The organism is Aestuariivirga sp. (genome assembly GCF_041738905.1).
Lineage (GTDB): Bacteria > Pseudomonadota > Alphaproteobacteria > Rhizobiales > Aestuariivirgaceae > Aestuariivirga.
Window position 1 is genome coordinate 17,827 of the sequence record NZ_JBGSOZ010000217.1, and the last position, 21,552, is coordinate 39,378.

Genomic DNA, 21,552 nt, shown 5'->3' on the forward strand with positions numbered 1-21,552 from the left:
CTATGAGAAAATAACATAGCTCATTTAGGGCGTACGACAAGGCCGCTACAAGTGCTTGTGAACAGTCCGCTTCGCAGCCGTGTGGCCCGGTGCCGTAATGATGGATCTGTCAACCACCTTCCGGAGGTCCTGGACGACATAGTCCGCCGCAACGTCAAGAAAGGCCTTGGGCTTGCCGAACAGATAGCCCTGCATGTAGCCGCAGTTTTCGGCTCTCAGCATCTGCGCTTGCGCATTGGTCTCGATTCCCTCGGCAATGACATCCATGCCCATGTCCTGCGCCAGCCTTATGATGGCGCGGATGATGCACAGGTTCTTCGGCTTGAGATCGATTCCAGCCACGAAGGATCGATCGATCTTGACCTTCGAGAAGGCATAGCGCTGGAGGTAACTCAGGGAACTGTATCCGGTGCCGAAGTCGTCCAGCGCCAGCTTGACGCCAAGGCCTTGCAACTCGTCCATCACGTGCGACGCGATGCTCTCGCCCGAGAGGATCACCGTCTCGGTCACTTCGAGTGTCAGCCGGCTGCCTGCAAGCCCCGCGGTCTTCAGTGCCATCTTCACCGCGTTGACAATGCCGGACGACCGGAACTGGTTGGGCGAGACGTTCACGGCGACCGAAACGTCCTTCGGCAGGCGTGCGATCTGGCGGCAGGCCCTGTCGATGGCCCAGTTGCCGAGTTCGCCCATCAGCCCAGCGTCTTCCGCCATCTGGATGAATTCGCCTGGCCCCAGCAACCCGCGCCGCGGATGGTTCCAGCGCATGAGGGCCTCATAGCCGACGACACGCGCAGTCTCCGCCGCTACGATTGGCTGATAGTAGAGTTCAAGCTGGTCGGCCGGGATCGCCTCGCGCAGTTCGGTCTCGAGCGCCTGCCGCCGTGCCTGGCGCTGTTTGAGTGCGTGGTCGAAGAAGCAGGCACGGTCGCGTCCGCTCGCCTTGGCCTGGTAGAGCGCCAGGTCTGCATGGTTCAGCAGTTCCTTGGCGTTCGCCGCGTGGCCGGGGTAGAGGGCGATACCGACGCTGGCGCCCACTGACGCCGTCTGCCCCACAATGCTGACGGGAACCCTCAGCATGCGGACGATCTCCTGCGCAGTCATGTCGGCCTTGAGGGCGGCGTCATTGCCGGGGGCGATCACGGCGAATTCATCACCTCCCAGTCTGGCGATGATGGCGGCTTGCCCGACGATGGCGCGCAGCCGTGTCACGACCGCCTTCAGAACGGTGTCGCCTGCGGCGTGGCCGAGAATGTCGTTCACTTCCTTGAAGCGGTCGAGGTCGATCGAAAACAGCACGAAGATGCTGCCCGCATCGCGCGTCAGGTCCCTCAGCTTGTTCATGAAATGGAAGCGGCTTACCGCGCCGGTCAAAGGGTCCGTATTGGCCTGGCGTTCCACCTCCACCATGCTGCGCACGCGCTCGCTGGCATCGAGTATCGTCCCCTCGATATAGAGCGGCTCTCCGTCCGGTCCCATCACGTACCATGCGTTTTCGGTGATCCAGAGTTTCTCGCGCGTCTTGTGGCGGTAGATTTCCGAGACAAGATCGCGGACGCGGCCCTCTGCCTTCATCATCTGCTGGAAGACGCGGGGACGGTCGGGATCGACGTACCATCCGCTTCCGCGCGCCCGGATTGCGGCGATGTACTCCTCCTCGCTGTCGTAGCCGTTGTATTTCACGAGGGCGGGGTTGGCGCGAACCGGCTGGCCATCCAGCGTATCCCGATACACGCCGTAAACGGCATTCTCGAAAAGGCTGCGATACTCTTCCTCGGTACGCCGCAAGAGTTGTGCCCGATGGTGTTCCTCGGTCACGTCTTCGATGAGCATGACGATGCCGCCTGCGGCGACCCGGTCGACGTGGATGTCGACCATGCGTCCGTCTTCCCACTTGAACAGGGCAGCGCGGTGTCCATCGTGGACATGTACTTTTGGGCCCCACACTGTTGATATCTCGGTGGCGAGATTGAACGGAGTGTCCGCCAACGAGGCCGGAAGTTGCAGCAGGTCCAGGGCCTTGGTATTGCAGGTCTCGACAGTGCCGTCCGGGCGCATGAGAATGATGCCATGACGCATGGCATTCAGCATCGCTCGCAGATGCCGCAAAGCCATGGTCATCGACAGGTCCGGGGCGACAAAGCTCCCGCCATCAATGAGACGTTCCCGTCCAGCCGAATGCAATCATATGGTGTATTCATGGATTTTACACAAATTAAAATTGCATATCGCCCGTTAAGCAACCCCTAATCGCAGGCTGCCCTGTCGCGTTCGGGCTTGGGGCTTGCTAAAGCCCGATCATGAGTCCTTCGATCAGTCTCGATGCCACCGACTGGAAGATCCTGCGCGAGCTTCAACGGGATGGCCGCGTCACCAACGTCGACCTGGCGGGCCGGGTGGGCCTGTCGCCGCCGCCTTGCCTGCGGCGCGTTCAGGCGCTGGAGCGGGCGGGCGTCATCACGGGGTATCGGGCGCTGCTCGATGCAGAAAAGCTCGGGTTCGACGTGAGGATGTTCGCCTTCGTGGGCCTGAAGAGCCAGGCGGAAACCGAACTCAAGGCCTTTGCCAGCCTTGTGGCCAGCTGGCCCTTGGTACGAGAGGCCTATGCGATCTCGGGCGAGGCCGACTTCCTGCTGAAATGCGTGGCGCCAGACCTCTCCGCCCTGCAGGATTTCATCATCCGCGATCTCACCGCTGCGCCCAACGTCGAGAACGTCAAGACCACGCTGATCATGCGCGTGGCCAAATACGAGCCTGGAGTTCCGATACCGTGACCGACACGCCGCTCAGCTCATCGCGTTCAGGCTGGTTCAGCCTCATTTCGTCCACCCTCACAGCCGTGGTGGTGGGCTTTGCCTCCACCATCCTCCTCATCATGGAGGCGGCGCGCGCCGTGGGTGCCACGCCCAGCCAACAGGCCTCGTGGGCAGCAGCTCTTTGCATCGGCATGGCTGTCTCGTCCTTCATCCTGTCGTGGCGTTACAAGATGCCGATGATCACGGCGTGGTCCACGCCGGGCGCGGTCCTCATCGCCACCAGCGGGTCGGGTGTCAGCTACCAGAACGCGCTTGGCGCATTCGTCGTGGCGGGGCTTCTCATGGTGGTGGCGGGCCTCATCAAGCCTCTGGAAAGGGCGATCGAGAAAATTCCGGCGCCCGTCGCCGCAGCGATGCTGGCGGGCGTGCTGCTGCGCTACACGCTGGGCGTTCCGGGCGCTGCCATGGCCATGCCACTCTTCGTGCTGCCGCTCGTCATTGTGTTCTTCGGGCTCCGGCTGTCCTATCCGCTCTATGCGGTTCCCGTCGTCGTGGTGGCTGGCGTCGCCATGGCGGCGTTCAGTGGCAGCTTCGCGGGTGATTGCTGTAGCTTCGGGATCACCGCGCTGGAGTGGACGACACCGACCTTCGACCTCCAGACGATCCTCTCCATCGGGGTGCCGCTGTTCCTGGTCACCATGGCGTCGCAGAACCTGCCTGGCTTCGCGGTGCTGCGGGCCTCGGGCTATCAGCCGCCGGTACAGCCCGCGCTTGTCGTCACCGGCGTGACCTCGTCGCTTCTGGCGCCCTTCGGCAGTCACGCCATCAACATGGCGGCAATCACGGCGTCAATCGTGACTGGCCCCGATTGCCATCCAGATTCGGGAAAGCGCTGGCTCGTGGCCTGGCCGTATCTCGTCTTCTATGGCCTGATCGGCCTGATGGCCGCGAGCTTCGTGCAGGTGCTGGGCGCCTTGCCGAAGGATCTCATCACCGCAATCGCCGGGCTGGCGCTGTTCTCTCCCCTCATGGGAGGCGTCACCGCCATGATGAAAGAGCCACGCGACATCGAGAGCGCGCTTGTCACATTTCTGGTCACCGCCAGCGGCCTCAGCATCGGCGGCGTCGGCTCGGCTTTCTGGGGGCTCGTTGCCGGTCTGGTGCTATTCGGGGCGCGGCATGTGCTCACCCGGAAATGACAGCGATCCGGCGCGGGACCTTTGGCGTTACAGTATGATGCGAAACCTGTTATCGATTGCCGCACTGATCCTGTTCACGGGTACATCCGCCATGGCCGAAACGACCGCCTATGATTTCACGCTCACCGGCATCGATGGCAAGCCCCTGCCGCTGGCGCAATTCAAAGGCCATCCGATGCTCGTGGTCAACACCGCCTCCGAATGCGGATACACCCCGCAATACGAGGGGCTGGAAGAGCTCTGGCAAGCCTACAAGGACAAGGGCCTCGTCATCGTGGGTGTGCCGTCCAACGATTTCGGGAAGCAGGAACCGGGCACCGCGCAGGAGATCGCAACCTTCTGCAAGATCAACTATGGCGTGACCTTTCCGCTGGCCGACAAGACTGTGGTGAAGGGCAGCGGCGCGCATCCGTTCTACACGTGGGCGGGTGAGCAGGCGGGTGAGGCCGGCCAGCCGAAGTGGAACTTCCACAAATACCTGATCGGGGCAGATGGCAGGTTTGCCGGATGGTACTCGACACAAGCCAAGCCGACCGGACCCAAGATCACGGCGGCAGTCGAGAAGGCGCTGGCCGCCAAGTAGGGTTGCGGCGGTTTTCACCATCCCTCATACTGGGTCCGTGAATCCAGTGAGGGAAATGCCGTTGGCCGGCTTCCAATATCCGGCGTGCTGTGGAAGGTTCCGCACCGGCGCAACAGGTCACGTCCCGGTCAGCCCGTGTTGCCATGTCAGGTTTGGGCTGGACGTGCTTCAGAAATCGATCTGTCCCATGACGATCGTTCACTGAGGATGGTTCTGGGGGCGACTGGCTACTGGCTGCTGTTCATCGCAATCGCGGCTGTCATCGCCGCCGCGGGGCCTCATGTCTCGCGCAACAGCGATATCATTGCCGAGCGAACGGGCATGACTGGAAGCTGGGTGGGGATCGTCCTCATTGCCACGGTCACGTCGCTGCCCGAACTGGCGACCGGGAGCAGCGCCGTGCTCCTGTGGGATCTTCCCGACATCGCGGTTGGCGACGTGATGGGTAGCTGCGTCTTCAATCTCATGATCCTGATGGTCGTGGATTTCATGCTGCGCGGTGCGCCGGTTTACTCGCGTGCCAATGCCGGCCACATCATCACGTCAGGTTTCGGCGTCGTGCTGGTGGGTTTTGCCGCGACGAGCATCTTGCTCGCCGCGAGCGGGCTGCTGATACCAGTCTGGCATGTCGGTGCATCATCGATCGTGATGGTACTTCTCTACCTTGCCGGGGTGAGGGCCGTGTTCACTTACGAGCGGACGCATCATGAAGAATTCACCGAAGAGGTGGTGGAGCGCTATCCTGACGTGACGATTGCCATGGCCTACAGGCGCTATGCGCTGGCCGCGGCGGTTATCGTTGCGGCTGGCATCGCGTTGCCTTTTGCGGGCAACGGCCTTGCGGAAGCCATGGGCTGGAACCGGACTTTCGTCGGCACGCTTCTCATTGCAGCAGCCACATCGCTTCCCGAACTTGCCGTAACGGTCGCGGCAGTCCGCATGGGCGCACTGAACATGGCGGTTGCCGGGCTTCTCGGTAGCAACATGTTCAACATGGTGGTGCTGGCGGTGGAGGATGCGCTCTACTTCAAGGGGCCAATCCTTGCGGCTGTATCTCCGACCCACGCCGTATCGGCCGTTTCGGCCGTGATCATGACCGGCCTGTTCGTCATTGGCCTGCAGTATCGGCCACCCTCGAAGCTTCTTGGTCTCGCCGGCTGGATCAGTATTGCTCTTTTCATTATCTATCTGTTCAATTCCTATGTGATGTATCTACACGGTCACTGAACTGAAGGTCTGGAGCGTAATTCGTGGTCATGTTTGCAGCGCGAGAGAAGCAATCGATCGGCAGGAAGCTCAGGGAGTTCTGCTGGCCCTCGATCGGCGTGCGCAGGGCCTGGGCCTACCGCATGCACCGGCTGGCGCGCATGAACGTGAGCCCGCATACACTGGCGATCGGCTTTGCTGCGGGGGCCTTCGCGTCATTCACGCCCTTCATCGGCTTGCATTTCATTCTGGCGGCGCTGACGGCACTTGTGCTGCGGGGAAATCTGATCGCTTCGGCAGTGGGGACTGTTGTCGGCAACCCGATTACATTCCCGTTCATCTGGATCGCGAGCTACAATCTGGGCGCGCAAATCCTTGGCATGAGTGCGAAGGATAAGGTGACGCTCACGATGGACGAGTACGTTGGGTTCTTCACGGATGGTCCCATCGCATTCTTGATCACGCTGTGGAAAAGCGTCGAGCCAGTCTTATGGCCCATGGTCCTGGGCGGCCTGATGCTCGGGACCATCTGCGGCCTGATCTGCTATTTCGTGGTCTATGGCACGCTCAACCGCTTCAAGGCCCGGCGCAGTCCATCGTGAATCCGGCCCGGCAGGAGACCTCTGGCATTTGCAGCACCGGAACCGATTGCCGGTGAACGGCCCTGAAGCGCCGGGAAGATTTCCGGCTCAGGCCCAGGTGACCTTGGCGATTTCGTAGGACTTGCCGCCACCGGGCGTGTTGACCTCGACCGAGTCGCCCTTCTTCTTGCCGATGATGGCGCGGGCGATGGGAGACGACACGGAGATCTTGCCCTTCTTCACGTCAGCCTCGAACTCGCCGACGATCTGATAGGAGGTCTTGTCGTCGGTTTCCTCGTCGATCAGCGTCACCTTGGCGCCGAACATGACGGTGTCACCCGACAGTTTGGTGATGTCGATGATCTCGGCGCGGGACAGCTTGTCCTCGAGTTCGGCCACACGGGCCTCGGTCCAGCCCTGCTGCTCCTTGGCGGCGTGGTATTCGGCATTCTCGGACAGGTCGCCGTGCGAGCGGGCTTCCTCAATGGCCTTGATGATGCGCGGGCGCTCCACGGACTTGAGGTGCTTCACCTCTTCCATCATGGCGGCGTGGCCGCCGGCGGTCATCGGAACTTTTTCCATCGATCTCGTCCAGTCTTGTCCAGTTCTTGCCGTCCCACCGGGCAGGTGAGCCCGGCGACATGTGCTCGTCGGTGTTTCGGAAAAGCGCACGCCCGGCTATACGGAAAGTCCGTATCTTGCCGGGCGAAGCAGGAAGATGGATCAAAACCGGGCAAATTTCAAGGGGGAGGGGGGGACGGACCCAAAAACCGCAGAAATCGCGGCCGCCAGCATATCGGTCATCGGTTGGCGGGGATCGCGTGCCTTCAGCATGAGATAGCTTGCATCAGGGAGCGATGGCAGCCCCTCACCATCGCGGACGGCCCGGAGCCCCGGAGGCAGGGACCAGACCGCCATAGAGGCCGCGACCGCCAATCCTGCCGAGACCGCCGCGAATTGCCCTGCAGTGCTGCTCGCGGAATTGACGATCTTGAACTTCCTGCCAGCCTGATCGACGGTGCGGGTCGCGATTCCCCGTGAAAGGCATTCGGAGAGCCATGGCGGCCGCCAGGGGCAATCCGCGGGGGACACAACCAATGGCAGCGGATCGCGCATGTGCTGGCCATGTTCGTCGGAGGTGATCCAGCGCATCGGCTGGCGCCAGATTTCTGTCGCTGGCCACTGCCGCGGTTCAAGACCGCGATCCAGGATGACCAGATCGTGGTCGCCCGCCTTGAATTGAGTCGCCAGAATGCAGGCTGCCGAGCTCACGACCTGAACTTCGACTGAAGGGGCTTGTTCGGAAAAGTGTTCCAAAACGCGGGGGAGATAGCGCTCCGCGACTTCCTCCGCGATCCCGAGACGGATTGTGCCGTGAACCGGCGCAGCGCGGAGTGACTTCAGAATATCGTCATTGAGGTCGAGGATTTCGCGGGCTCGGCCCAAAAGGTAGTGTCCCTGGTGGGTCAGTTCCACGCTGCCGCCCTTGCCACGATCAAGCAGGGTCTGCTCGAGAACGGTTTCAAGCCGTTGCATCTGAAGTGACACGGCGGACTGCGTGCGCCCGACGCGATCGGCGGCGCGCGTGAAGCTTTTCTCTTCGGCGATTGCGACGAAGGTGCGCAGCAAATCCAGGTCGAGCCCGACAGGAAGCGCCATGCTCATGAGGATCACTCATGGGCCAGATTTATGCAACTCGTTTCCCTTCGCGGGCCGGCTCCGGCAATTTCAGACCATCGAAGAGCAGAGCAAACGCAAGCGACGGAGACCGAAAATGGCAAAGACCCTCAGCAACACTTCCAACCTCTCAGCGATGGCCTCAGTCCTGTCCGGCATCGCAACGGCTGCAATGAGGCCCTTCCTGCCGCGGCTCGCCAATGATGCGCGAAGCGAAGCGGAGTTCCTGCCGGCACGGCTCCGCCACGATCTCGGCGAACTCGACTTGAACCCCGTTCTGTATCGCGGTCACTCGCTTCGTGGCGGTTCGGATCTCAGCCGCGAAATCATGCGCCGGCACTTCTGATACTCAAGGAAACGGCCAATTCATCAGCAACAGGAGACGGTACATGCGCAAGTACATCATCGAACGTTCACTGCCCGGCGTGGGCGGATTGACCGCGGCACAGCTTTGCGATGCGGCGGCAAAGAGCAACGCGGCACTGGCGGAACTGAGCCCTTACGTCCAGTGGATCGAATCCTACGTGTCGGCGGATAGCACGCATTGCGTCTATCTCGCCACCAACGAAGAGATGATCCGCCGCCACGCTGAACTCTCGGGCTTTCCGGCGACGAAGATTACCGAGATCAAGACGATGATGGACCCGACCACAGCCAACATGGCGTGATCATCAGCCTTGCAGTCGCGGAGCAGATACGCGAGTGACTGGCGATGGCAAATCGCTTCGGTCTCCTCGTCACCATACCCCTCATCATCGCTGCCGGAGCGGCAGTTGCTGCGGGCGCTTTTTTCGCAATCGGGCCGGAGCGTGTGTGGGAGCGCTTCGGGCCGGCTGACCTCGGAGACGTTGACTTCACAACCTTGCAGCGGCGCGATACGCCCAATGATGCGCTGGCCTGCCGCCCGGAATTCTGTGGCGCAAGACCCGATATCGAAGCGCCGGTGTTCGCGCGTGATGTGCCTGAGATCGTCCGCGCCGTGGAGACTGCGGTCAAGGGTGAGCCGGGGTTGGAGAAGATTTCCAGCGACGAAGCGCAAGGCACGCTTCGCTATGTGCAGCGCAGCCGGTTGATGCGCTATCCCGACACGATCAACGTGAAGGTGGTGGCCTTGCCGGATGGCGGCTCCACCGTGCTGATCTATTCCCGCTCGCAACTCGGGCGCAGCGACCTTGGGGTCAACCGCGCCCGGATCGAGCGGTGGATCGGATTGTTGCGGAACGCCGCACTCAACTAGACAAAGATGATGTCGTCGTCACCTACCGTAGGCGCGCCCTGGATCCTGGCGATCAGCACGGCAGCACCTGCGCCCGTGCCGTCGCCATCGAAGTAGAGCCGCCCGGTGTCGGTCTCGTAGAGAACCGTCGCATCGTCGGTCTGTGCGAAGGGATTGTTGTTGGCGATGAAGGTCAGCCCCTCCACCACATCGTAGCCGCCTTCGACGCCGAAGGCCGAGGCCTTGAAGTGGAACTGGTCCTGGTCGGTGTTGAAGTCGAGAATGCGGTCGCGGCCATGCGCTGTCGATGCGTAGTAGTAGATATCGTCGTCAGCGCCGCCCGACAGGGTGTCAGCACCGGCGCCGCCCTCGATGAAGTCGTTGCCGTCCTGTCCATTCAGAATGTCGACGCCGCCATCTCCATGGAGTTCGTCGTTGTCGGTGCCGCCGTTGAGCGTATCGCGGCCCGCGTCGCCGTCAAGAATGTCGTTGCCTTCGCTTCCGTTCAGGACGTCATTGCCGATGTTGCCATACAGCCAGTCATTGCCGTTCTCGCCGGTGATCTCGTCATTGCCGTCACCGCCGAACATGGCATCATCGCCATCGCGTCCGTTCAGGCTGTCGGTTCCAGTGCCGCCGAAGACAAAGTCGTTTCCGTCGCCGCCATCGATGATGTCATCGCCATCCATGCCCTGGATATAGTCATTGCCGAAATTGCCGAACACCGTGTCATTGCCGCTATAGGCGAAGATCACGTCATTGCCGGACCGGCCGTTGATGGAGTTGGCGTTCGCATTGCCCTTGAGAAGGTCGTTGTTCTCCGAGGGCCGGGTGGCGGGCTCCGCCGCGTCGATCAGCTGCTCGATATAGCTGATGAATTCACTGCGCAGCGCTGGTTCAGCCGAATTGATGTCATTCGGGATGATGGGATTTGCCATGGGAAGTTCTCCAATTGAGGGTTGCACAGTCTCAAACGGAGGACTTGCCGTATTAGTCCATCAGGGAGTCATTAAAAAATCTTCATGACAAGTTGGTAATGGAAACAGCGGCGGCAGTGCGCCGCCGCTCTCCGTTCAGAAGTAATCCTGCAGCGGCTTCACGTCGAGGCGGCCTTCCTTCTGGGCGGCGATGGCCTTGGTGACGGCGAGGATGCCGGGCAATGTGGTGTAGTAGGGAACCTTCTGCATCAGAGCCGTCTGGCGGATGGGCTTCGAGTCCGACTGCGACGAGCGGGTCTCGGTGGTGTTCAGCACCAGCTGGATCTGCCCGTTCTTGATGGCATCCACCACATGCGGGCGGCCTTCGAGCACCTTGTTGATCTTGGTGGAGGGAACGCCCTTCTCCTCGAAATAGCGCTGCGTGCCGCCGGTGGCGACCAGCTTGAAGCCCATCTCGACGAGCTTCTTCATGGCGGGCAGAATCTTCGCCTTGTCGGCATCCTTGACCGAGATGAAGACAGTGCCCGTCTGCGGCATCCGCATTCCAGCACCCAGCTGGCTCTTGGCGAAGGCCATGTCGTAGGTCATGTCGAGGCCCATGACTTCGCCCGTGGAGCGCATCTCGGGCCCGAGCAGCACATCGACGCCGGGGAAGCGGTTGAACGGGAAAACTGCTTCCTTTACAGCGACATGTGCGAGCTTCTTCTGCTTCAGCTTGAAGCTGGCGAGAGACTCGCCCGCCATCACGCGCGAGGCGATCTTGGCGACGGGCATGCCGATCACCTTCGCCACGAAGGGCACCGTGCGCGACGCACGCGGATTGACTTCGAGAACGTAAACCTCGCCGTCCTTGATGGCGAACTGCACGTTCATCAGCCCGACGACGTTCAAGGCGAGCGCCATGACTTTCGTCTGGCGTTCCATCTCGGCAATGACCGGGCCTTTCAGCGAGTAGGGCGGCAGCGAACAGGCCGAGTCGCCGGAATGAATACCGGCTTCCTCGATGTGCTCCATGACGCCCGCGATGAAGACGTCCTTGCCGTCGCAGATCGCGTCGACATCGACTTCGGTAGCATTCGAGAGATAACTGTCGATGAGCACGGGGCTGTCGCCCGAGACGACCACGGCCTCGGTGATGTAGCGCTGGAGCTGCGCATCGTCCTTGACGATTTCCATGGCGCGGCCGCCCAGAACATAGGACGGGCGGATGACGACCGGGAAGCCGATGCGCTTGGCGATCTTCTTGGCTTCCTCGCCTGAGTAGGCGATGCCGTTCTCGGGCTGGCGGAGCTTCAGTTTCTTCAGGAGCTTCGAGAAGCGGTCGCGGTCTTCGGCGAGGTCGATGGCATCGGGCGTTGTGCCGAGGATGGGGACGCCCGCGTCTTCGAGCGCCTGCGCCAGCTTCAGCGGCGTCTGGCCGCCGAACTGCACGATGACGCCTTTCAGCGTTCCGTTCGACTGTTCGGTGTGGATGATCTCCAGCACGTCCTCGGCTGTCAGCGGCTCGAAATAGAGGCGGTCGGAGGTGTCGTAGTCGGTGGACACCGTCTCCGGGTTGCAGTTGACCATTATCGACTCGTAGCCTGCGTCATGCAGCGCGAAGCAGGCATGGCAGCAGCAATAGTCGAATTCGATGCCCTGGCCGATGCGGTTCGGCCCGCCGCCCAGGATGATGATCTTCTGGCGATCGGAGGGGTGCGCCTCGTTCTCGGCGTCATACGTCGAGTACATGTAGGCGGTGGGGGAGGCAAACTCGGCCGCGCAGGTGTCGATGCGCTTGTAAACGGGGCGGACCGCCAGCTTGTGGCGGTGCTTGCGGACCTTGTCTTCGGACAGGCCCACGAGCTGGCCCAGCCGCGTGTCGGAAAAGCCCATGGCCTTGAGCTTCTTGAGGTTGTGAGCGTCCTTCGGAAGGCCGCGTTCCCGGATTTTCTCTTCCATCCGCACGATCTCCTCGATCTGGCGGAGGAACCACGGCTCGTACTTGCAGGACTCTTGCACCTGCGCGACGGTTGCTCCAAGCCGGAAGGCCTGCGCGATCTTGAGGATACGGTCCGGCGTGGGTGTGCCGAGTGCGGCACGGATGGCGTTCTTGTCGTCGCCTTCGCCAGCACCGGCGATCTCGACTTCATTGAAGCCGGTCAGCCCGGTTTCGAGGCCGCGGAGCGCCTTCTGCATCGATTCCTGGAAGGAGCGGCCGATGGCCATCACTTCACCCACCGACTTCATGGCGGTGGTGAGGGTGTTCGAGGCGCCGGGGAATTTCTCGAAGGCGAAGCGTGGGATCTTCGTCACCACATAGTCGATGGTCGGCTCGAAGGCGGCCGGAGTGGCGCCGCCGGTGATGTCGTTGGCGAGTTCGTCCAGTGTGTAGCCGACGGCAAGCCGGGCAGCGACCTTGGCGATGGGAAAGCCCGTGGCCTTGGAGGCGAGAGCAGATGAGCGCGATACGCGCGGGTTCATCTCGATGACGACAAGGCGGCCATCGGCGGGATTGACGCCGAACTGCACGTTGGAGCCGCCCGTCTCGATACCGATCTCGCGCAGCACCGCAATCGAGGCGTTACGCATGATCTGGTATTCCTTGTCGGTCAGCGTCAGCGCCGGGGCGACTGTGATCGAGTCGCCGGTGTGGACGCCCATCGGGTCGACGTTCTCGATCGAGCAGATGATGATGCAGTTGTCCGCATGGTCGCGGACGACTTCCATCTCGTACTCTTTCCAGCCCAGGACCGACTCTTCGATCAGCACTTCGGCGGTGGGGGAGGCGTCGAGGCCCTTTTCTACGATGTCGAAGAATTCCTCGCGGTTGTAGGCGATGCCGCCGCCAGTGCCGCCCAAGGTGAAGGAGGGGCGGATGATGCAGGGGAGGCCCACTTCGAGCATGGCCTCGAAGGCTTCGACCATGGCGCGGTTGCGGTACTTCCGCATGCGCTCGGGCTCTTCGGCGGCCCAGAGTTTTTCGAACGCGTCGAGATCGCCGCCGCTCGTTTTCAGTGCTTCGACCTTCGACTGGTAGAGCTCCTTGTCGGCATCCTTGGCGTTGGAGGCGTTGGCCAACATGGATTTTGGCGTTTCAAGGCCGATCTTCTTCATGGCCTCGCGGAACAGCTCGCGGTCCTCTGCCTTGTCGATCGCTTCTGCCTTGGCGCCGATCAGTTCGACGCCGTATTTCTCCAGCACGCCCATCTTGTTGAGTGACAGCGCGGTGTTGAGGGCCGTCTGGCCGCCCATGGTCGGCAGCAGTGCCAGCTTGTCATCGGGGCGGAGCGCGCGTTCCTTCTCGATGATGCGCGCGACGACTTCCGGTGTGATCGGCTCGATATAGGTTGCATCGGCCAGATCGGGGTCCGTCATGATCGTGGCCGGGTTCGAATTGACCAGAATGATGCGGTAGCCCTCGGCCTTCAGGGCCTTGCAGGCTTGCGTACCTGAATAATCGAATTCGCAGGCCTGGCCGATGATGATCGGTCCAGCCCCGATGATGAGGATGGATTTGATGTCAGTGCGCTTGGGCATGTCGGGGAAACCTGAATTTTGGTTTCCCTACACAATGCAGCGCAGCGTGCCAAGGGATTATCGCCTGTTGTGCACGCCTCAGGCCTGGCCCGCATTGGTGCCAAAGGCTCGAAACCTATTGCAGGGAGGCCAGATCGCTCTTGCTGGTGAAGCACTTCACCTGCCGGAATGCGGTGCAGGACCCATCCGAGCAGGCCTGGCCCGAGTCGATGATGCGCGTGCTGGCGGCGTTCTCGCGCTGGAAAATCATGGCGTGGTCGTAGCCTTCGGCCTTGCAGAAGGCATCCGCCGCCGGCTTGCCGCAGGCGCCATCCGAGAGGCAGGCATCGACCCGCGCGCCCTTCACCTCTGGCGAGAAGAAGTTGCGCACTTCCGCGTGAGCGAGGGTTGTGGTTGTGGCGAAGGCGAGGACCGCAATGAGGACGCGCATTTCATTTACCTTGGAGTGGGGGCGGCGGAGCGATCCGGAGAGGGGGCTGTTGTTCGGATCGCTCCGCCGCATTTACCCTGGCGAGGGCACGCCAGAGATGGGCTACTCTCAGATGCCGATGCAGCGGCGAATGCTGCAAGGGTCCATCGAAATCTGTCCGGCCGGCGGCCAGGCCTGGTTCTTGTTGACGACCGTGACGTTCTCGACCGGCGTGGCGGGGAGCGCTGCGCCCGTGGATGCGGGATGGCTGCTGCCGGCAAAGGCACCGGCTGAGAGGAACATCACGCTGAGGACAATCGATGTGGTCAGGGTCTTCATTTGGTGTCTCCGTCAAGAGAACGTCTGGTGTTGGAGAAAAGATGCACTTTCAGGGTCGAACCGATGCTGAATTCTGCGTTCATCTGTCGTTTAGATTCGAGCACCTTCGGGGGAAGAAGAGAGACCCCGGAAGGTGACCGGGGTCTTCAAGGTGTGGGCGGTTTTGCTTGCAGGGGATGGGCCGCCCAGGGGAATTCGTCAGCCTCGGGATTCGGAGCAGTCGTCGGTGAGGCAGTCTTCGACAACGAGGGGACCGACCAGTGGAAAGGCCTGGTTCTTCTCGATCACGGTCACGTTCCGGCCGATGGCTTCGGCACCAAGCCCGGTGCGCTGCGTGGGCGCGATCGCCGCGATGGCGCTGGCGGCCGAGCCGAGGACGATCAGAACGAAGAATGTGTAGCGTTTCATCTGGCCTCTCCCGTTCGAGCCGGTAGATCCGGCTGCTCTCGATATGGTGCCTTTGTAAGCCGCCGCCGCTCACAATGATGTAACGTAGGTCACACGAGTCCGTTCCCCTGTAGGAATCATTACAGACGTAGGGCGTGTTGCAGCGATGGCGACGGGAACGAAAAAGCCCCGGACCTTGGTCCGGGGCTCAGGTGCAGGCAGCGTTTGCAGGGGATGGGGGGGAAGTACTGCCTGGGGATAGAAAGTATGTCGTGACCGGAGCGCGGAACTTCAAGCTCTTGAGAGGGGGCGTTGAAAGAGTTTCTGCCCCGCGCTCCGGTCTTGCCTGGCGTCGCCGCCCGACAAATCTTCGTGATCAGCTCTGGACGTCGCTGCAGTCCTCGACCGCGCAGTCCTCGACGGTGATGGGTCCCATGACGGGAAAGGGGCTGTTCTTCTCGATGACGGTCTGGTTGACCGGATCGGGGGAGACCTCGAGGGCGGCGGGCTGGACGGCCGCGGTGGCGGCGGCAGCGGTTCCGAGGATGGTCAGGATGAAGAGTGTGTAGCGGATCATGTTGTCGTTCCCTCTCTGGTGTCTCGATGTTGAGGCCACACTAGCGGGGCGGATTGGAACCCAGACTGAATGCGCCGTTCATCTGACGTTTATCTAAGGGAACATGCGTGCAAGGATGGGACGCTGGTGTTACGGGTTTGTGGAAGGTTGTGACCGGTTTGCGGCAAATGAGGCAGCTGCCATATTCCAGGCTGACGGATGAGATGGGAAAATCATGATCGTAGCGGCAAGCCCGACCCGGATCATCATTCTGGGAGCCGGAAAGAGCGGGACCTCGGGCTTGTTTCATTGTGTGGCCCAGAGTGCCGAACGCCATCATGCTTGCGCGTTCCAGCGGTTGTTCGAGCCCAAGACCGAAGACGCACTCGCATCGCTTTCCGGGAGCCATGCCATCACCAAGGTTCTGAGCGAGCGCCTCCAGACTTTCCCGTCGCCGGAGGCATTGCTCGCCGGTTTTGGACGGCGGATCATGATCGTGCGCGATCCGCGCGACACGGTAGTGAGCCGGCTGCTCTGGCTCGCTGCCACCCGCATTGGGGAAGCCGCGCCCGAGGCGGCCTCTGCCTTTCTGGATGCTCTCGCCAGCAAGGAGCGCGAACCGCAGTCCTTCAGCCTGCTCGATCTTTACAGGATTGCAGCGCCCGTGGTGGGTTTCAACCCGGAGTATGCGATCAAGGCGCGTGAACTCGCCTTCCTGCCTATCGCGATTCTTGAACGGCACAAGGACTTCCATACCCTCAAGTATGAGTCCTTCGTGGAGCGCGACCTGGCATCCACCGAGGCCTATCTGGACTTTCCGTTGATCGGCGATTTCGACCTGCCGCCCAAAGCTGGCCGAATCCTGAGGGCCGGCCAGCAAGGCGGTTGGGAAAACTGGTTCCTGGATGAGGACGACGCGTTCTTTTCAATCTCGCAGGCCAAGCGTCTCGAGAGATTGGGGTATAGTCCATTGCGAAGGAGCCCGCCGGCCCAACGGATCGATCCACAGGAGGCGACCGGTTATGTCGCGCGTGTTCAGGAGTCGATCAGGCGTTTCGGGAAATAGCGCCCGTCAAACAACAAAGGCCGCGCTCCCGGGAGAGGCGGCCTTCAAATCCGAAAATTCGGCTGGAATTGTTATTGCGGTCCGCGGGGACCGCGCGCCGGAGCGCCTTCGACCTTCTTCGGCATCGGCAGCAGGCCCTCGCGCTGCAGCTTCTTGCGCTGGAGCTTGCGGGCGCGGCGGACGGCCTCGGCCTTCTCGCGGGCCTTCTTCTCGGAGGGCTTCTCATAGGCGCCGCGGAGCTTCATCTCGCGGAAAATGCCCTCGCGCTGCATCTTCTTCTTGAGCGCCTTGAGGGCCTGATCGACATTGTTGTCACGAACTACGACTTGCAAGTGATACCTCTGAGATCCGACGAAAAGGTTTAGTTTGGGTATAGAGGCCCCAATGGGGCTTCAAACGTGGGCGGCGGCGTAGCACAGGTTTTCAGGCCTGTCGAGGGGTCAGGCGGTTGAAATGGCCCATTTTCCGGCCCCGGCGGGCTTCCGTCTTCCCATAAATGTGAATCCGCACGTCCGGTTCGGCTGCGAGGGCCTTCCAGCGGTTGATTTCGTCGCCCAGCAGGTTGGTCATCACCACGTCGCAATGGCGTTCGGTGGAGCCCAGCGGCCAGCCGCAGATGGCCCGGATGTGCTGCTCGAACTGCGACACGCAGCAGCCATCCATGGTCCAGTGGCCGGAGTTGTGGACGCGGGGCGCAATCTCGTTGACGATCACCTCTTCGCCCGCGACGAACATCTCGACCCCGATCACGCCCACATAGTCGAGCGCAGCGATGATGTGGCTGCCAAGGCTGCGGGCCTTCTCCGCGACTTCGGGGCAGATGTCGGCTGGAACCGTCGAGGTTTTCAGGATGTGGTTCTCGTGGTGGTTCTCCGGCACATCATAGACGGCCACCTCGCCCGACCAGCCGCGAGCCGCAATGACGGAGATTTCCTTGTCGAAGCGGACGAAGCCCTCGAGGATCGCGGGCTGCTGGCCGATCTCGGCGAAGGCGGTCGCTGCGCTCTTGGTTTCGTCGATACGGGTCTGGCCCTTGCCGTCATAGCCGAAGCGCCTTGTCTTCAGGATTGAAGGCCGGCCGATGAGCGCGAGCGCCGCTTCCAGCGATTCGACGTCCGCCACATCGGCAAACGGGGCGACGGGAATGCCTAGGCCGGAAATGAAGGTTTTTTCGGCGATGCGGTCCTGGGCGGTCTGAAGCGCTGCCACGCCCGGCGCCACCGGTACGCGGCCCGCGAAGAAGGAAGCGGTTTCGGCGGGAACATTCTCGAATTCATAGGTCACGACATCGACCGCATTCGAGAATGTCTTGAGAGCGGCGAAGTCGGTGTAGCGCGCCACCGTGCGGGCGGCGGAGACGGCAAAGGCCGGGCTGTCGGCTTCGGGCGCGAAGATGTGGCAGCGGAAACCCAGGTTGCCGGCGGCAAGCGCCAGCATGCGGGCGAGCTGTCCGCCGCCCAGAATGCCGATGGTGGAGCCGGGGGGAAGTGCGTCGCGAATATCCATCAGACGTCATCCTTCGGGCGATCGGCCACACTGGCGGTTTGTGCTGCGCGCCAGTCATCCAGACGCCCGGCGAGGGCCTCATCACCGAGCGACAGCACGGCTGCCGCGAGCAGGGCCGCATTGACGGCGCCCGCCTTGCCGATGGCGAGCGTACCGACCGGAATGCCCGCCGGCATCTGGACGATCGAGAGGAGCGAATCCTCGCCCGACAAGGCCTTCGACTCGACGGGAACGCCAAACACCGGAAGGCTCGTCATCGCGGCCGTCATGCCCGGCAGGTGGGCCGCGCCGCCCGCGCCCGCGATGATGACCTTGAAACCTTCCGCGCGCGCGGTGGTGGCGAAATCATAAAGACGCTGTGGCGTGCGGTGCGCCGAGACGATGCGATCGTCATGCGCGATGCCGAGAGCGTCGAGCGTCTGGGCTGCATGCTTCATCGTGGCCCAGTCGGACTGGCTTCCCATGATGATGGCAACGGGCGAGGTAACGGTCGTCAATTGTATTTCCGATCTGTGCGATAAAATTGTCTAAGCGATAATGTCGGGGATCAGCATGTTCTCGATGCGCAGGATCTTGTCCTTCAGGTCCAGCTTCATCTTCTTCAGGCGGCGCAGCTGCAGGGGATCGCTCTTGCCGGTTTCCTCGAGCGAGAGAATTGCGGTATCAAGGTCGCGGTGCTGCTGAATGAAGGTCTGCAACTGCGTGCGCAGCTGCAGTTCCTGTAGCATGTCCAGCTTCGGCATCGACCCCGTCCCCTGGGTAGCGCAATCTTGTATCTCGTTGCGCAATTACATTTTGGCAATTCTTCACTAGAGCCCTTTGCAAGGGTTCGACAAGCCCCCAAGTCTATGTCATCATGAGTTTGTCACAGAGCCATAGAATGGAGGATCGCATGAGTCTTCAAGCGCATCTCGGTGAATTGCTCTCCAAGCACAGGGTTCTCGAAGCCCAGCTTGCCGAAGCAATAAACCATCCGGCATCGACCGACGCGGAAATCGCGGAACTCAAGCGCAAGAAACTCAGGATCAAGGACGAAATCACCCGCCTGCAACACCAGCAGGCCGCCTGATCAAAAACCCTTCGGCTGCATCGTGTGCCAGGTCGTCGCCTGCTCATAGGCGTGCGACACGCGAAGCACGGTGCGGTCGTCGAACATGCGGCCGGCGATGTGAAGTCCCGCGGGCAATCCGCCTGACGTGAATCCACACGGCACACTGGCCGCAGGTTGCTGGGTCAGATTGAACGGATAGCTGAAGGGCGTCCAATTCACCCATTTGCCATTGCCATCGATGTCGGCGGGAGAGAGCTTGCCGGCCTCGAAGGCGGGAATGGGAAGCGTCGGCGTTACGAGAAGATCGTAACGCTCCATGAACTGGCGCATCTTCGTGCCCAGCGCGCCGCGTTCCTTGATGGCACCCAGGTAGTCGTCGAGCCCGATCGAATAGGATTGCTCGACGACATCCGCCAGGTTTGGATCGAGCAGCTTTTTCTTCTCCGGAGGGAGCTGCCCCAGAAGGGCGCGTGCGCCCGACCACCACAGGATGCGGAAGATGGGAGCAGGGTCCGCGAAGCCCGGATCGACCTCCTCGACATGGGCGCCGAGGCCTTCGAGCACCTTCACGGCCTTCTTCACCAGCCGGGCGATTTCGGGGTTGACGTCTACATAGCCGAGTGTGGGGCTGTAGGCGATGCGCAGGCCCTTGATGCCCTTTTTCAGTTTCTCGGTGTAGTCCGCGCCATCATAGGGGAGCGCGTGCCAGTCGCGCGCATCGGGCTGCGAGATGACGTTCATCAGGAGTGCTGAATCCTCCACGCTGCGGGTCATGGGGCCCACATGCGCCACGGTGCCGAAGGGCGACAAGGGCCAGGCCGGCACGCGGCCGAAGGAAGGCTTCAGGCCGTAAATTCCGGTGAAGCCTGCGGGTATGCGGATCGAGCCGCCGCCATCGGTGCCGAGCGTCAAGGGCGCATAGCCCGCTGCCGCTGCAGCGGAAGACCCGCCTGAAGACCCTCCCGGCGTTTTGGTCGTGTCCCATGGATTGCGGGTGATGCCGGTCAGGGGCGAGTCGGTGACACCCTTCCAGCCGAATTCGGGCGTCGTGGTGCTGCCGAGGAAGACCGCGCCGCATTCGCGAAGCCGCGCCACGCTCGGAGCATCCTGATCCCAGGCCTGGTCCGGGCTCACCGTGCGCGAGCCCCGCAGCGTGGGCCAGCCGCGCACCAGCAGCAGGTCCTTGATCAGCGTCGGCACGCCATCGATTGGGCCTTGCGGCTCGCCCTTCAGCCAGCGCTTTTCACTGGCCTTTGCGGCGGCGAGCGCCTCCTCGGGGCGGATCTCCACCATGGCGTTGAGCGACTTCTCGTGCCGCTCGATCTGCGCGAGGCAGGCCCTCGCGGCCTCGACCGGCGAGAATTTCCTCTTCGCAAAGCCCTTCACCAGCTTCGCCGCGGATTTCCAGTGCAGATCGCTCATGGCTTCGTCTCCGGTCTCAGGCTTCGCGCGCCAGTTTCAGTGCGTCCTTGTACTGCGGCAGCAGCTCGGCGTTGGTGGCCAGGATGTTGCCGGACACCATCGGGTTCGCCTCGCTGTCGGGATCGGCGACAAAGCCGCCGGCTTCCTTCACCAGCAGGATCCCGGCGGCGACGTCCCAGGAATTGATATTGCGGCAGACCATGGCGTCGAAGCGGCCCGCCGCCACATAGGCAAGCGACAGCGCCGCCGAGCCGGGGCCGCGGATGCCGACGACCTTGCCCTGCAGCACCGAAAGCTCGGCGCGCGACAATGCGTGTTCCTTGCCGCCGCGGTGGGGCATCTCGTAGCTCACCAGCGTGTCGTGAATGTCGCGGCGCTGTGCGATGCGCAGCCGCTTGTTGTTGAGGAAGGTGCCCGAGCCCTTCTCGGCCACGAACATTTCGTCCGACACTGGATTATAGGTGATCGCGGCGATGAGCTCGTCCTTGCGCTCCAGCGCGATGGTGATGGCGAAGAAGGGCACCGAGTGCATGAAGTTCATGGTGCCGTCGATGGGATCGATGATGAAGCGGTGGTCCGGGTCCGTGCCCTTCACGACGCCCGTCTCCTCGGTGAGGAAGGAATATCCGGGCCTTGCCTTGGACAGTTCTTCCCGCAGGATCTTGTCGCAGCGCTTGTCGGCGGCGGTGACATAGTCGCCCGGCGCCTTCTGCGACACCTGGAGGTTGGCGAGCTCGCCATAGTCGCGCTGCACGGCGCGCGCCGCCTTGCGGACGGCGGCCGTCATGACGGTGAGAACGGGTGAAGACACGGGCTTGCAATCCTTCGAAGTCAATTGGAAGCGGGCGGGATAGCAGGAATGGCAGGGGAGGGGAAGCGAGAGGGTCGCGTGCGCCCATACCGCGGGGCGGGCAGCGCGCCGGATGTCAGCTTCGGCGCCGCGCGACGTGAACGGGAACGGCGCCGTGACGCTCGCCAACCAATTGGTCGCTCACCTCTGCCTCACCGGCTAGCGTCATCTCGTAGCCGCCAAGCAATGTGCGCAGCGCGTGTTCGATGACGACAAGCGACAGGCCGGCGCCAGGGCATCTATGGGGGCCTGAGCCAAAGGTGAGGTCGGGGCGGCGCGGGCGGGTGGGGTCCA

At 62.1% G+C, this 21,552-nt stretch carries 25 protein-coding genes and 1 pseudogene; 10 read left to right on the forward strand and 16 right to left on the reverse strand.

Annotated elements, in window-relative coordinates; genetic code table 11:
- Positions 1 to 45: 45 nt before the first annotated feature.
- Positions 46 to 2,118 carry a putative bifunctional diguanylate cyclase/phosphodiesterase gene (locus tag ACEW8Q_RS21660; RefSeq protein ID WP_373506151.1) on the reverse strand — a complete coding sequence of 691 codons (2,073 nt, stop codon included), beginning with the start codon at positions 2,116 to 2,118 and terminating at the stop codon, positions 46 to 48.
- A gap of 179 nt (positions 2,119 to 2,297) precedes the next feature.
- Between ACEW8Q_RS21660 and ACEW8Q_RS21665 the strand changes: the two genes are divergently transcribed.
- The 5 genes from ACEW8Q_RS21665 to ACEW8Q_RS21685 all read left to right on the forward strand — a co-directional run bounded on the left by ACEW8Q_RS21665 (position 2,298) and on the right by ACEW8Q_RS21685 (position 6,343).
- Positions 2,298 to 2,771, forward strand: a complete 474-nt coding sequence (locus ACEW8Q_RS21665; protein ID WP_373506152.1) for an Lrp/AsnC family transcriptional regulator — start codon at positions 2,298 to 2,300, stop codon at positions 2,769 to 2,771.
- A complete protein-coding gene (locus ACEW8Q_RS21670; RefSeq protein WP_373506153.1) occupies positions 2,768 to 3,952 on the forward strand; it encodes a benzoate/H(+) symporter BenE family transporter in 1,185 nt (394 codons plus the stop codon). Before ACEW8Q_RS21665 ends, ACEW8Q_RS21670 begins: the two co-directional genes overlap by 4 nt.
- A gap of 34 nt (positions 3,953 to 3,986) precedes the next feature.
- Positions 3,987 to 4,535, forward strand: a complete 549-nt coding sequence (locus tag ACEW8Q_RS21675; RefSeq protein ID WP_373506154.1) for a glutathione peroxidase — start codon at positions 3,987 to 3,989, stop codon at positions 4,533 to 4,535.
- 207 nt (positions 4,536 to 4,742) lie between these two features.
- Positions 4,743 to 5,762, forward strand: coding sequence for a sodium:calcium antiporter (locus tag ACEW8Q_RS21680; protein WP_373506155.1), 1,020 nt, complete (start codon positions 4,743 to 4,745; stop codon positions 5,760 to 5,762).
- A 29-nt stretch (positions 5,763 to 5,791) separates the two neighbouring features.
- A complete protein-coding gene (locus ACEW8Q_RS21685; protein ID WP_373506174.1) occupies positions 5,792 to 6,343 on the forward strand; it encodes a DUF2062 domain-containing protein in 552 nt (183 codons plus the stop codon).
- A gap of 87 nt (positions 6,344 to 6,430) precedes the next feature.
- Here the strand turns inward: ACEW8Q_RS21685 and greA are convergent, their stop codons facing one another.
- Together greA and ACEW8Q_RS21695 are read right to left on the reverse strand one after the other, a co-directional pair.
- Positions 6,431 to 6,904 (reverse strand): transcription elongation factor GreA, encoded by a 474-nt coding sequence (greA, locus tag ACEW8Q_RS21690; RefSeq protein ID WP_373506156.1) that lies wholly within the window; start codon positions 6,902 to 6,904, stop codon positions 6,431 to 6,433.
- Between the two features lie 141 nt (positions 6,905 to 7,045).
- Positions 7,046 to 7,987, reverse strand: coding sequence for a LysR family transcriptional regulator (locus ACEW8Q_RS21695; RefSeq protein ID WP_373506157.1), 942 nt, complete (start codon positions 7,985 to 7,987; stop codon positions 7,046 to 7,048).
- A gap of 109 nt (positions 7,988 to 8,096) precedes the next feature.
- On the opposite strand from ACEW8Q_RS21695, the gene ACEW8Q_RS21700 reads away from it, so the two are divergent.
- The 3 genes from ACEW8Q_RS21700 to ACEW8Q_RS21710 are packed head-to-tail and all read left to right on the forward strand — an operon-like array spanning position 8,097 to position 9,236.
- Positions 8,097 to 8,345, forward strand: a complete 249-nt coding sequence (locus ACEW8Q_RS21700; protein ID WP_373506158.1) for a hypothetical protein — start codon at positions 8,097 to 8,099, stop codon at positions 8,343 to 8,345.
- 43 nt (positions 8,346 to 8,388) lie between these two features.
- Positions 8,389 to 8,667 carry a DUF4242 domain-containing protein gene (locus ACEW8Q_RS21705; RefSeq protein WP_373506159.1) on the forward strand — a complete coding sequence of 93 codons (279 nt, stop codon included), beginning with the start codon at positions 8,389 to 8,391 and terminating at the stop codon, positions 8,665 to 8,667.
- A 44-nt stretch (positions 8,668 to 8,711) separates the two neighbouring features.
- Entirely contained in the window at positions 8,712 to 9,236 is a 525-nt protein-coding gene (locus ACEW8Q_RS21710) for a DUF1499 domain-containing protein (protein ID WP_373506160.1), read from the forward strand.
- On the opposite strand, the gene ACEW8Q_RS21715 is transcribed toward ACEW8Q_RS21710, so the two are convergent.
- From ACEW8Q_RS21715 to ACEW8Q_RS21740, 6 genes are all read right to left on the reverse strand, one after another.
- Positions 9,233 to 10,153: a calcium-binding protein gene (locus ACEW8Q_RS21715; protein WP_373506161.1), complete on the reverse strand. Its 921-nt coding sequence runs from the start codon at positions 10,151 to 10,153 to the stop codon at positions 9,233 to 9,235. The genes ACEW8Q_RS21710 and ACEW8Q_RS21715 overlap by 4 nt on opposite strands.
- Before the next feature lie 135 nt (positions 10,154 to 10,288).
- Positions 10,289 to 13,672 carry a carbamoyl-phosphate synthase large subunit gene (gene carB / locus ACEW8Q_RS21720; RefSeq protein WP_373506162.1) on the reverse strand — a complete coding sequence of 1,128 codons (3,384 nt, stop codon included), beginning with the start codon at positions 13,670 to 13,672 and terminating at the stop codon, positions 10,289 to 10,291.
- A 115-nt stretch (positions 13,673 to 13,787) separates the two neighbouring features.
- Positions 13,788 to 14,102 carry a hypothetical protein gene (locus ACEW8Q_RS21725; RefSeq protein ID WP_373506163.1) on the reverse strand — a complete coding sequence of 105 codons (315 nt, stop codon included), beginning with the start codon at positions 14,100 to 14,102 and terminating at the stop codon, positions 13,788 to 13,790.
- A 108-nt stretch (positions 14,103 to 14,210) separates the two neighbouring features.
- Entirely contained in the window at positions 14,211 to 14,420 is a 210-nt protein-coding gene (locus ACEW8Q_RS21730; RefSeq protein WP_373506164.1) for a hypothetical protein, read from the reverse strand.
- A gap of 198 nt (positions 14,421 to 14,618) precedes the next feature.
- On the reverse strand, positions 14,619 to 14,828 hold the full coding sequence (locus tag ACEW8Q_RS21735; protein ID WP_373506165.1) for a hypothetical protein: 210 nt from the start codon (positions 14,826 to 14,828) through the stop codon (positions 14,619 to 14,621).
- A 355-nt stretch (positions 14,829 to 15,183) separates the two neighbouring features.
- The gene (locus ACEW8Q_RS21740; protein ID WP_373506166.1) at positions 15,184 to 15,384 is read right to left on the reverse strand and encodes a hypothetical protein; all 201 of its coding nucleotides are present in this window, start codon (positions 15,382 to 15,384) and stop codon (positions 15,184 to 15,186) included.
- A gap of 214 nt (positions 15,385 to 15,598) precedes the next feature.
- On the opposite strand from ACEW8Q_RS21740, the gene ACEW8Q_RS21745 reads away from it, so the two are divergent.
- Positions 15,599 to 16,429: a hypothetical protein gene (locus ACEW8Q_RS21745; protein WP_373506167.1), complete on the forward strand. Its 831-nt coding sequence runs from the start codon at positions 15,599 to 15,601 to the stop codon at positions 16,427 to 16,429.
- A gap of 71 nt (positions 16,430 to 16,500) precedes the next feature.
- Here the strand turns inward: ACEW8Q_RS21745 and rpsU are convergent, their stop codons facing one another.
- From rpsU to ACEW8Q_RS21765, 4 genes are all read right to left on the reverse strand, one after another.
- Complete coding sequence (gene rpsU / locus ACEW8Q_RS21750) at positions 16,501 to 16,761, reverse strand: 30S ribosomal protein S21 (RefSeq protein ID WP_373506168.1); 261 nt, start codon at positions 16,759 to 16,761, stop codon at positions 16,501 to 16,503.
- A 91-nt stretch (positions 16,762 to 16,852) separates the two neighbouring features.
- The gene (locus ACEW8Q_RS21755; RefSeq protein WP_373506169.1) at positions 16,853 to 17,935 is read right to left on the reverse strand and encodes a 5-(carboxyamino)imidazole ribonucleotide synthase; all 1,083 of its coding nucleotides are present in this window, start codon (positions 17,933 to 17,935) and stop codon (positions 16,853 to 16,855) included.
- Positions 17,935 to 18,399, reverse strand: a complete 465-nt coding sequence (gene purE, locus ACEW8Q_RS21760; RefSeq protein WP_373506175.1) for a 5-(carboxyamino)imidazole ribonucleotide mutase — start codon at positions 18,397 to 18,399, stop codon at positions 17,935 to 17,937. The genes ACEW8Q_RS21755 and purE overlap by 1 nt, the downstream gene beginning before the upstream one ends.
- Before the next feature lie 63 nt (positions 18,400 to 18,462).
- Positions 18,463 to 18,678 carry a YdcH family protein gene (locus ACEW8Q_RS21765; RefSeq protein ID WP_373506170.1) on the reverse strand — a complete coding sequence of 72 codons (216 nt, stop codon included), beginning with the start codon at positions 18,676 to 18,678 and terminating at the stop codon, positions 18,463 to 18,465.
- Positions 18,679 to 18,827: 149 nt separating this feature from the next.
- Between ACEW8Q_RS21765 and ACEW8Q_RS21770 the strand changes: the two genes are divergently transcribed.
- Positions 18,828 to 19,004: a YdcH family protein gene (locus tag ACEW8Q_RS21770; protein WP_373506171.1), complete on the forward strand. Its 177-nt coding sequence runs from the start codon at positions 18,828 to 18,830 to the stop codon at positions 19,002 to 19,004.
- Here ACEW8Q_RS21770 and ACEW8Q_RS21775 read toward each other — a convergent pair whose 3' ends face one another.
- The 3 genes and pseudogenes from ACEW8Q_RS21775 to ACEW8Q_RS21785 all read right to left on the reverse strand — a co-directional run.
- A complete protein-coding gene (locus tag ACEW8Q_RS21775; protein WP_373506172.1) occupies positions 19,005 to 20,408 on the reverse strand; it encodes an amidase in 1,404 nt (467 codons plus the stop codon).
- A gap of 16 nt (positions 20,409 to 20,424) precedes the next feature.
- Positions 20,425 to 21,219 (reverse strand): inositol monophosphatase, encoded by a 795-nt coding sequence (locus ACEW8Q_RS21780; RefSeq protein WP_373506173.1) that lies wholly within the window; start codon positions 21,217 to 21,219, stop codon positions 20,425 to 20,427.
- Between the two features lie 115 nt (positions 21,220 to 21,334).
- A pseudogene (locus tag ACEW8Q_RS21785) lies at positions 21,335 to 21,552 on the reverse strand (hypothetical protein); the annotation flags it as partial.

What these genes read in the sequence shown, in the direction of transcription:
- ACEW8Q_RS21660 (WP_373506151.1), bottom strand. Translation starts at nt 2,118, where the DNA reads ATGACCATGGCTTTGCGGCATCTGCGAGCGATGCTGAATGCCATGCGT.
- ACEW8Q_RS21665 (WP_373506152.1), top strand. Translation starts at nt 2,298, where the DNA reads ATGAGTCCTTCGATCAGTCTCGATGCCACCGACTGGAAGATCCTGCGC.
- ACEW8Q_RS21675 (WP_373506154.1), top strand. Translation starts at nt 3,987, where the DNA reads ATGATGCGAAACCTGTTATCGATTGCCGCACTGATCCTGTTCACGGGT.
- ACEW8Q_RS21680 (WP_373506155.1), top strand. Translation starts at nt 4,743, where the DNA reads ATGGTTCTGGGGGCGACTGGCTACTGGCTGCTGTTCATCGCAATCGCG.
- ACEW8Q_RS21685 (WP_373506174.1), top strand. Translation starts at nt 5,792, where the DNA reads ATGTTTGCAGCGCGAGAGAAGCAATCGATCGGCAGGAAGCTCAGGGAG.
- greA (WP_373506156.1), bottom strand. Translation starts at nt 6,904, where the DNA reads ATGGAAAAAGTTCCGATGACCGCCGGCGGCCACGCCGCCATGATGGAA.
- ACEW8Q_RS21695 (WP_373506157.1), bottom strand. Translation starts at nt 7,987, where the DNA reads ATGAGCATGGCGCTTCCTGTCGGGCTCGACCTGGATTTGCTGCGCACC.
- ACEW8Q_RS21700 (WP_373506158.1), top strand. Translation starts at nt 8,097, where the DNA reads ATGGCAAAGACCCTCAGCAACACTTCCAACCTCTCAGCGATGGCCTCA.
- ACEW8Q_RS21705 (WP_373506159.1), top strand. Translation starts at nt 8,389, where the DNA reads ATGCGCAAGTACATCATCGAACGTTCACTGCCCGGCGTGGGCGGATTG.
- ACEW8Q_RS21710 (WP_373506160.1), top strand. Translation starts at nt 8,712, where the DNA reads ATGGCAAATCGCTTCGGTCTCCTCGTCACCATACCCCTCATCATCGCT.
- ACEW8Q_RS21715 (WP_373506161.1), bottom strand. Translation starts at nt 10,153, where the DNA reads ATGGCAAATCCCATCATCCCGAATGACATCAATTCGGCTGAACCAGCG.
- carB (WP_373506162.1), bottom strand. Translation starts at nt 13,672, where the DNA reads ATGCCCAAGCGCACTGACATCAAATCCATCCTCATCATCGGGGCTGGA.
- ACEW8Q_RS21725 (WP_373506163.1), bottom strand. Translation starts at nt 14,102, where the DNA reads ATGCGCGTCCTCATTGCGGTCCTCGCCTTCGCCACAACCACAACCCTC.
- ACEW8Q_RS21730 (WP_373506164.1), bottom strand. Translation starts at nt 14,420, where the DNA reads ATGAAGACCCTGACCACATCGATTGTCCTCAGCGTGATGTTCCTCTCA.
- ACEW8Q_RS21735 (WP_373506165.1), bottom strand. Translation starts at nt 14,828, where the DNA reads ATGAAACGCTACACATTCTTCGTTCTGATCGTCCTCGGCTCGGCCGCC.
- ACEW8Q_RS21740 (WP_373506166.1), bottom strand. Translation starts at nt 15,384, where the DNA reads ATGATCCGCTACACACTCTTCATCCTGACCATCCTCGGAACCGCTGCC.
- ACEW8Q_RS21745 (WP_373506167.1), top strand. Translation starts at nt 15,599, where the DNA reads ATGATCGTAGCGGCAAGCCCGACCCGGATCATCATTCTGGGAGCCGGA.
- ACEW8Q_RS21755 (WP_373506169.1), bottom strand. Translation starts at nt 17,935, where the DNA reads ATGGATATTCGCGACGCACTTCCCCCCGGCTCCACCATCGGCATTCTG.
- purE (WP_373506175.1), bottom strand. Translation starts at nt 18,399, where the DNA reads ATGGGAAGCCAGTCCGACTGGGCCACGATGAAGCATGCAGCCCAGACG.
- ACEW8Q_RS21765 (WP_373506170.1), bottom strand. Translation starts at nt 18,678, where the DNA reads ATGCCGAAGCTGGACATGCTACAGGAACTGCAGCTGCGCACGCAGTTG.
- ACEW8Q_RS21770 (WP_373506171.1), top strand. Translation starts at nt 18,828, where the DNA reads ATGAGTCTTCAAGCGCATCTCGGTGAATTGCTCTCCAAGCACAGGGTT.
- ACEW8Q_RS21775 (WP_373506172.1), bottom strand. Translation starts at nt 20,408, where the DNA reads ATGAGCGATCTGCACTGGAAATCCGCGGCGAAGCTGGTGAAGGGCTTT.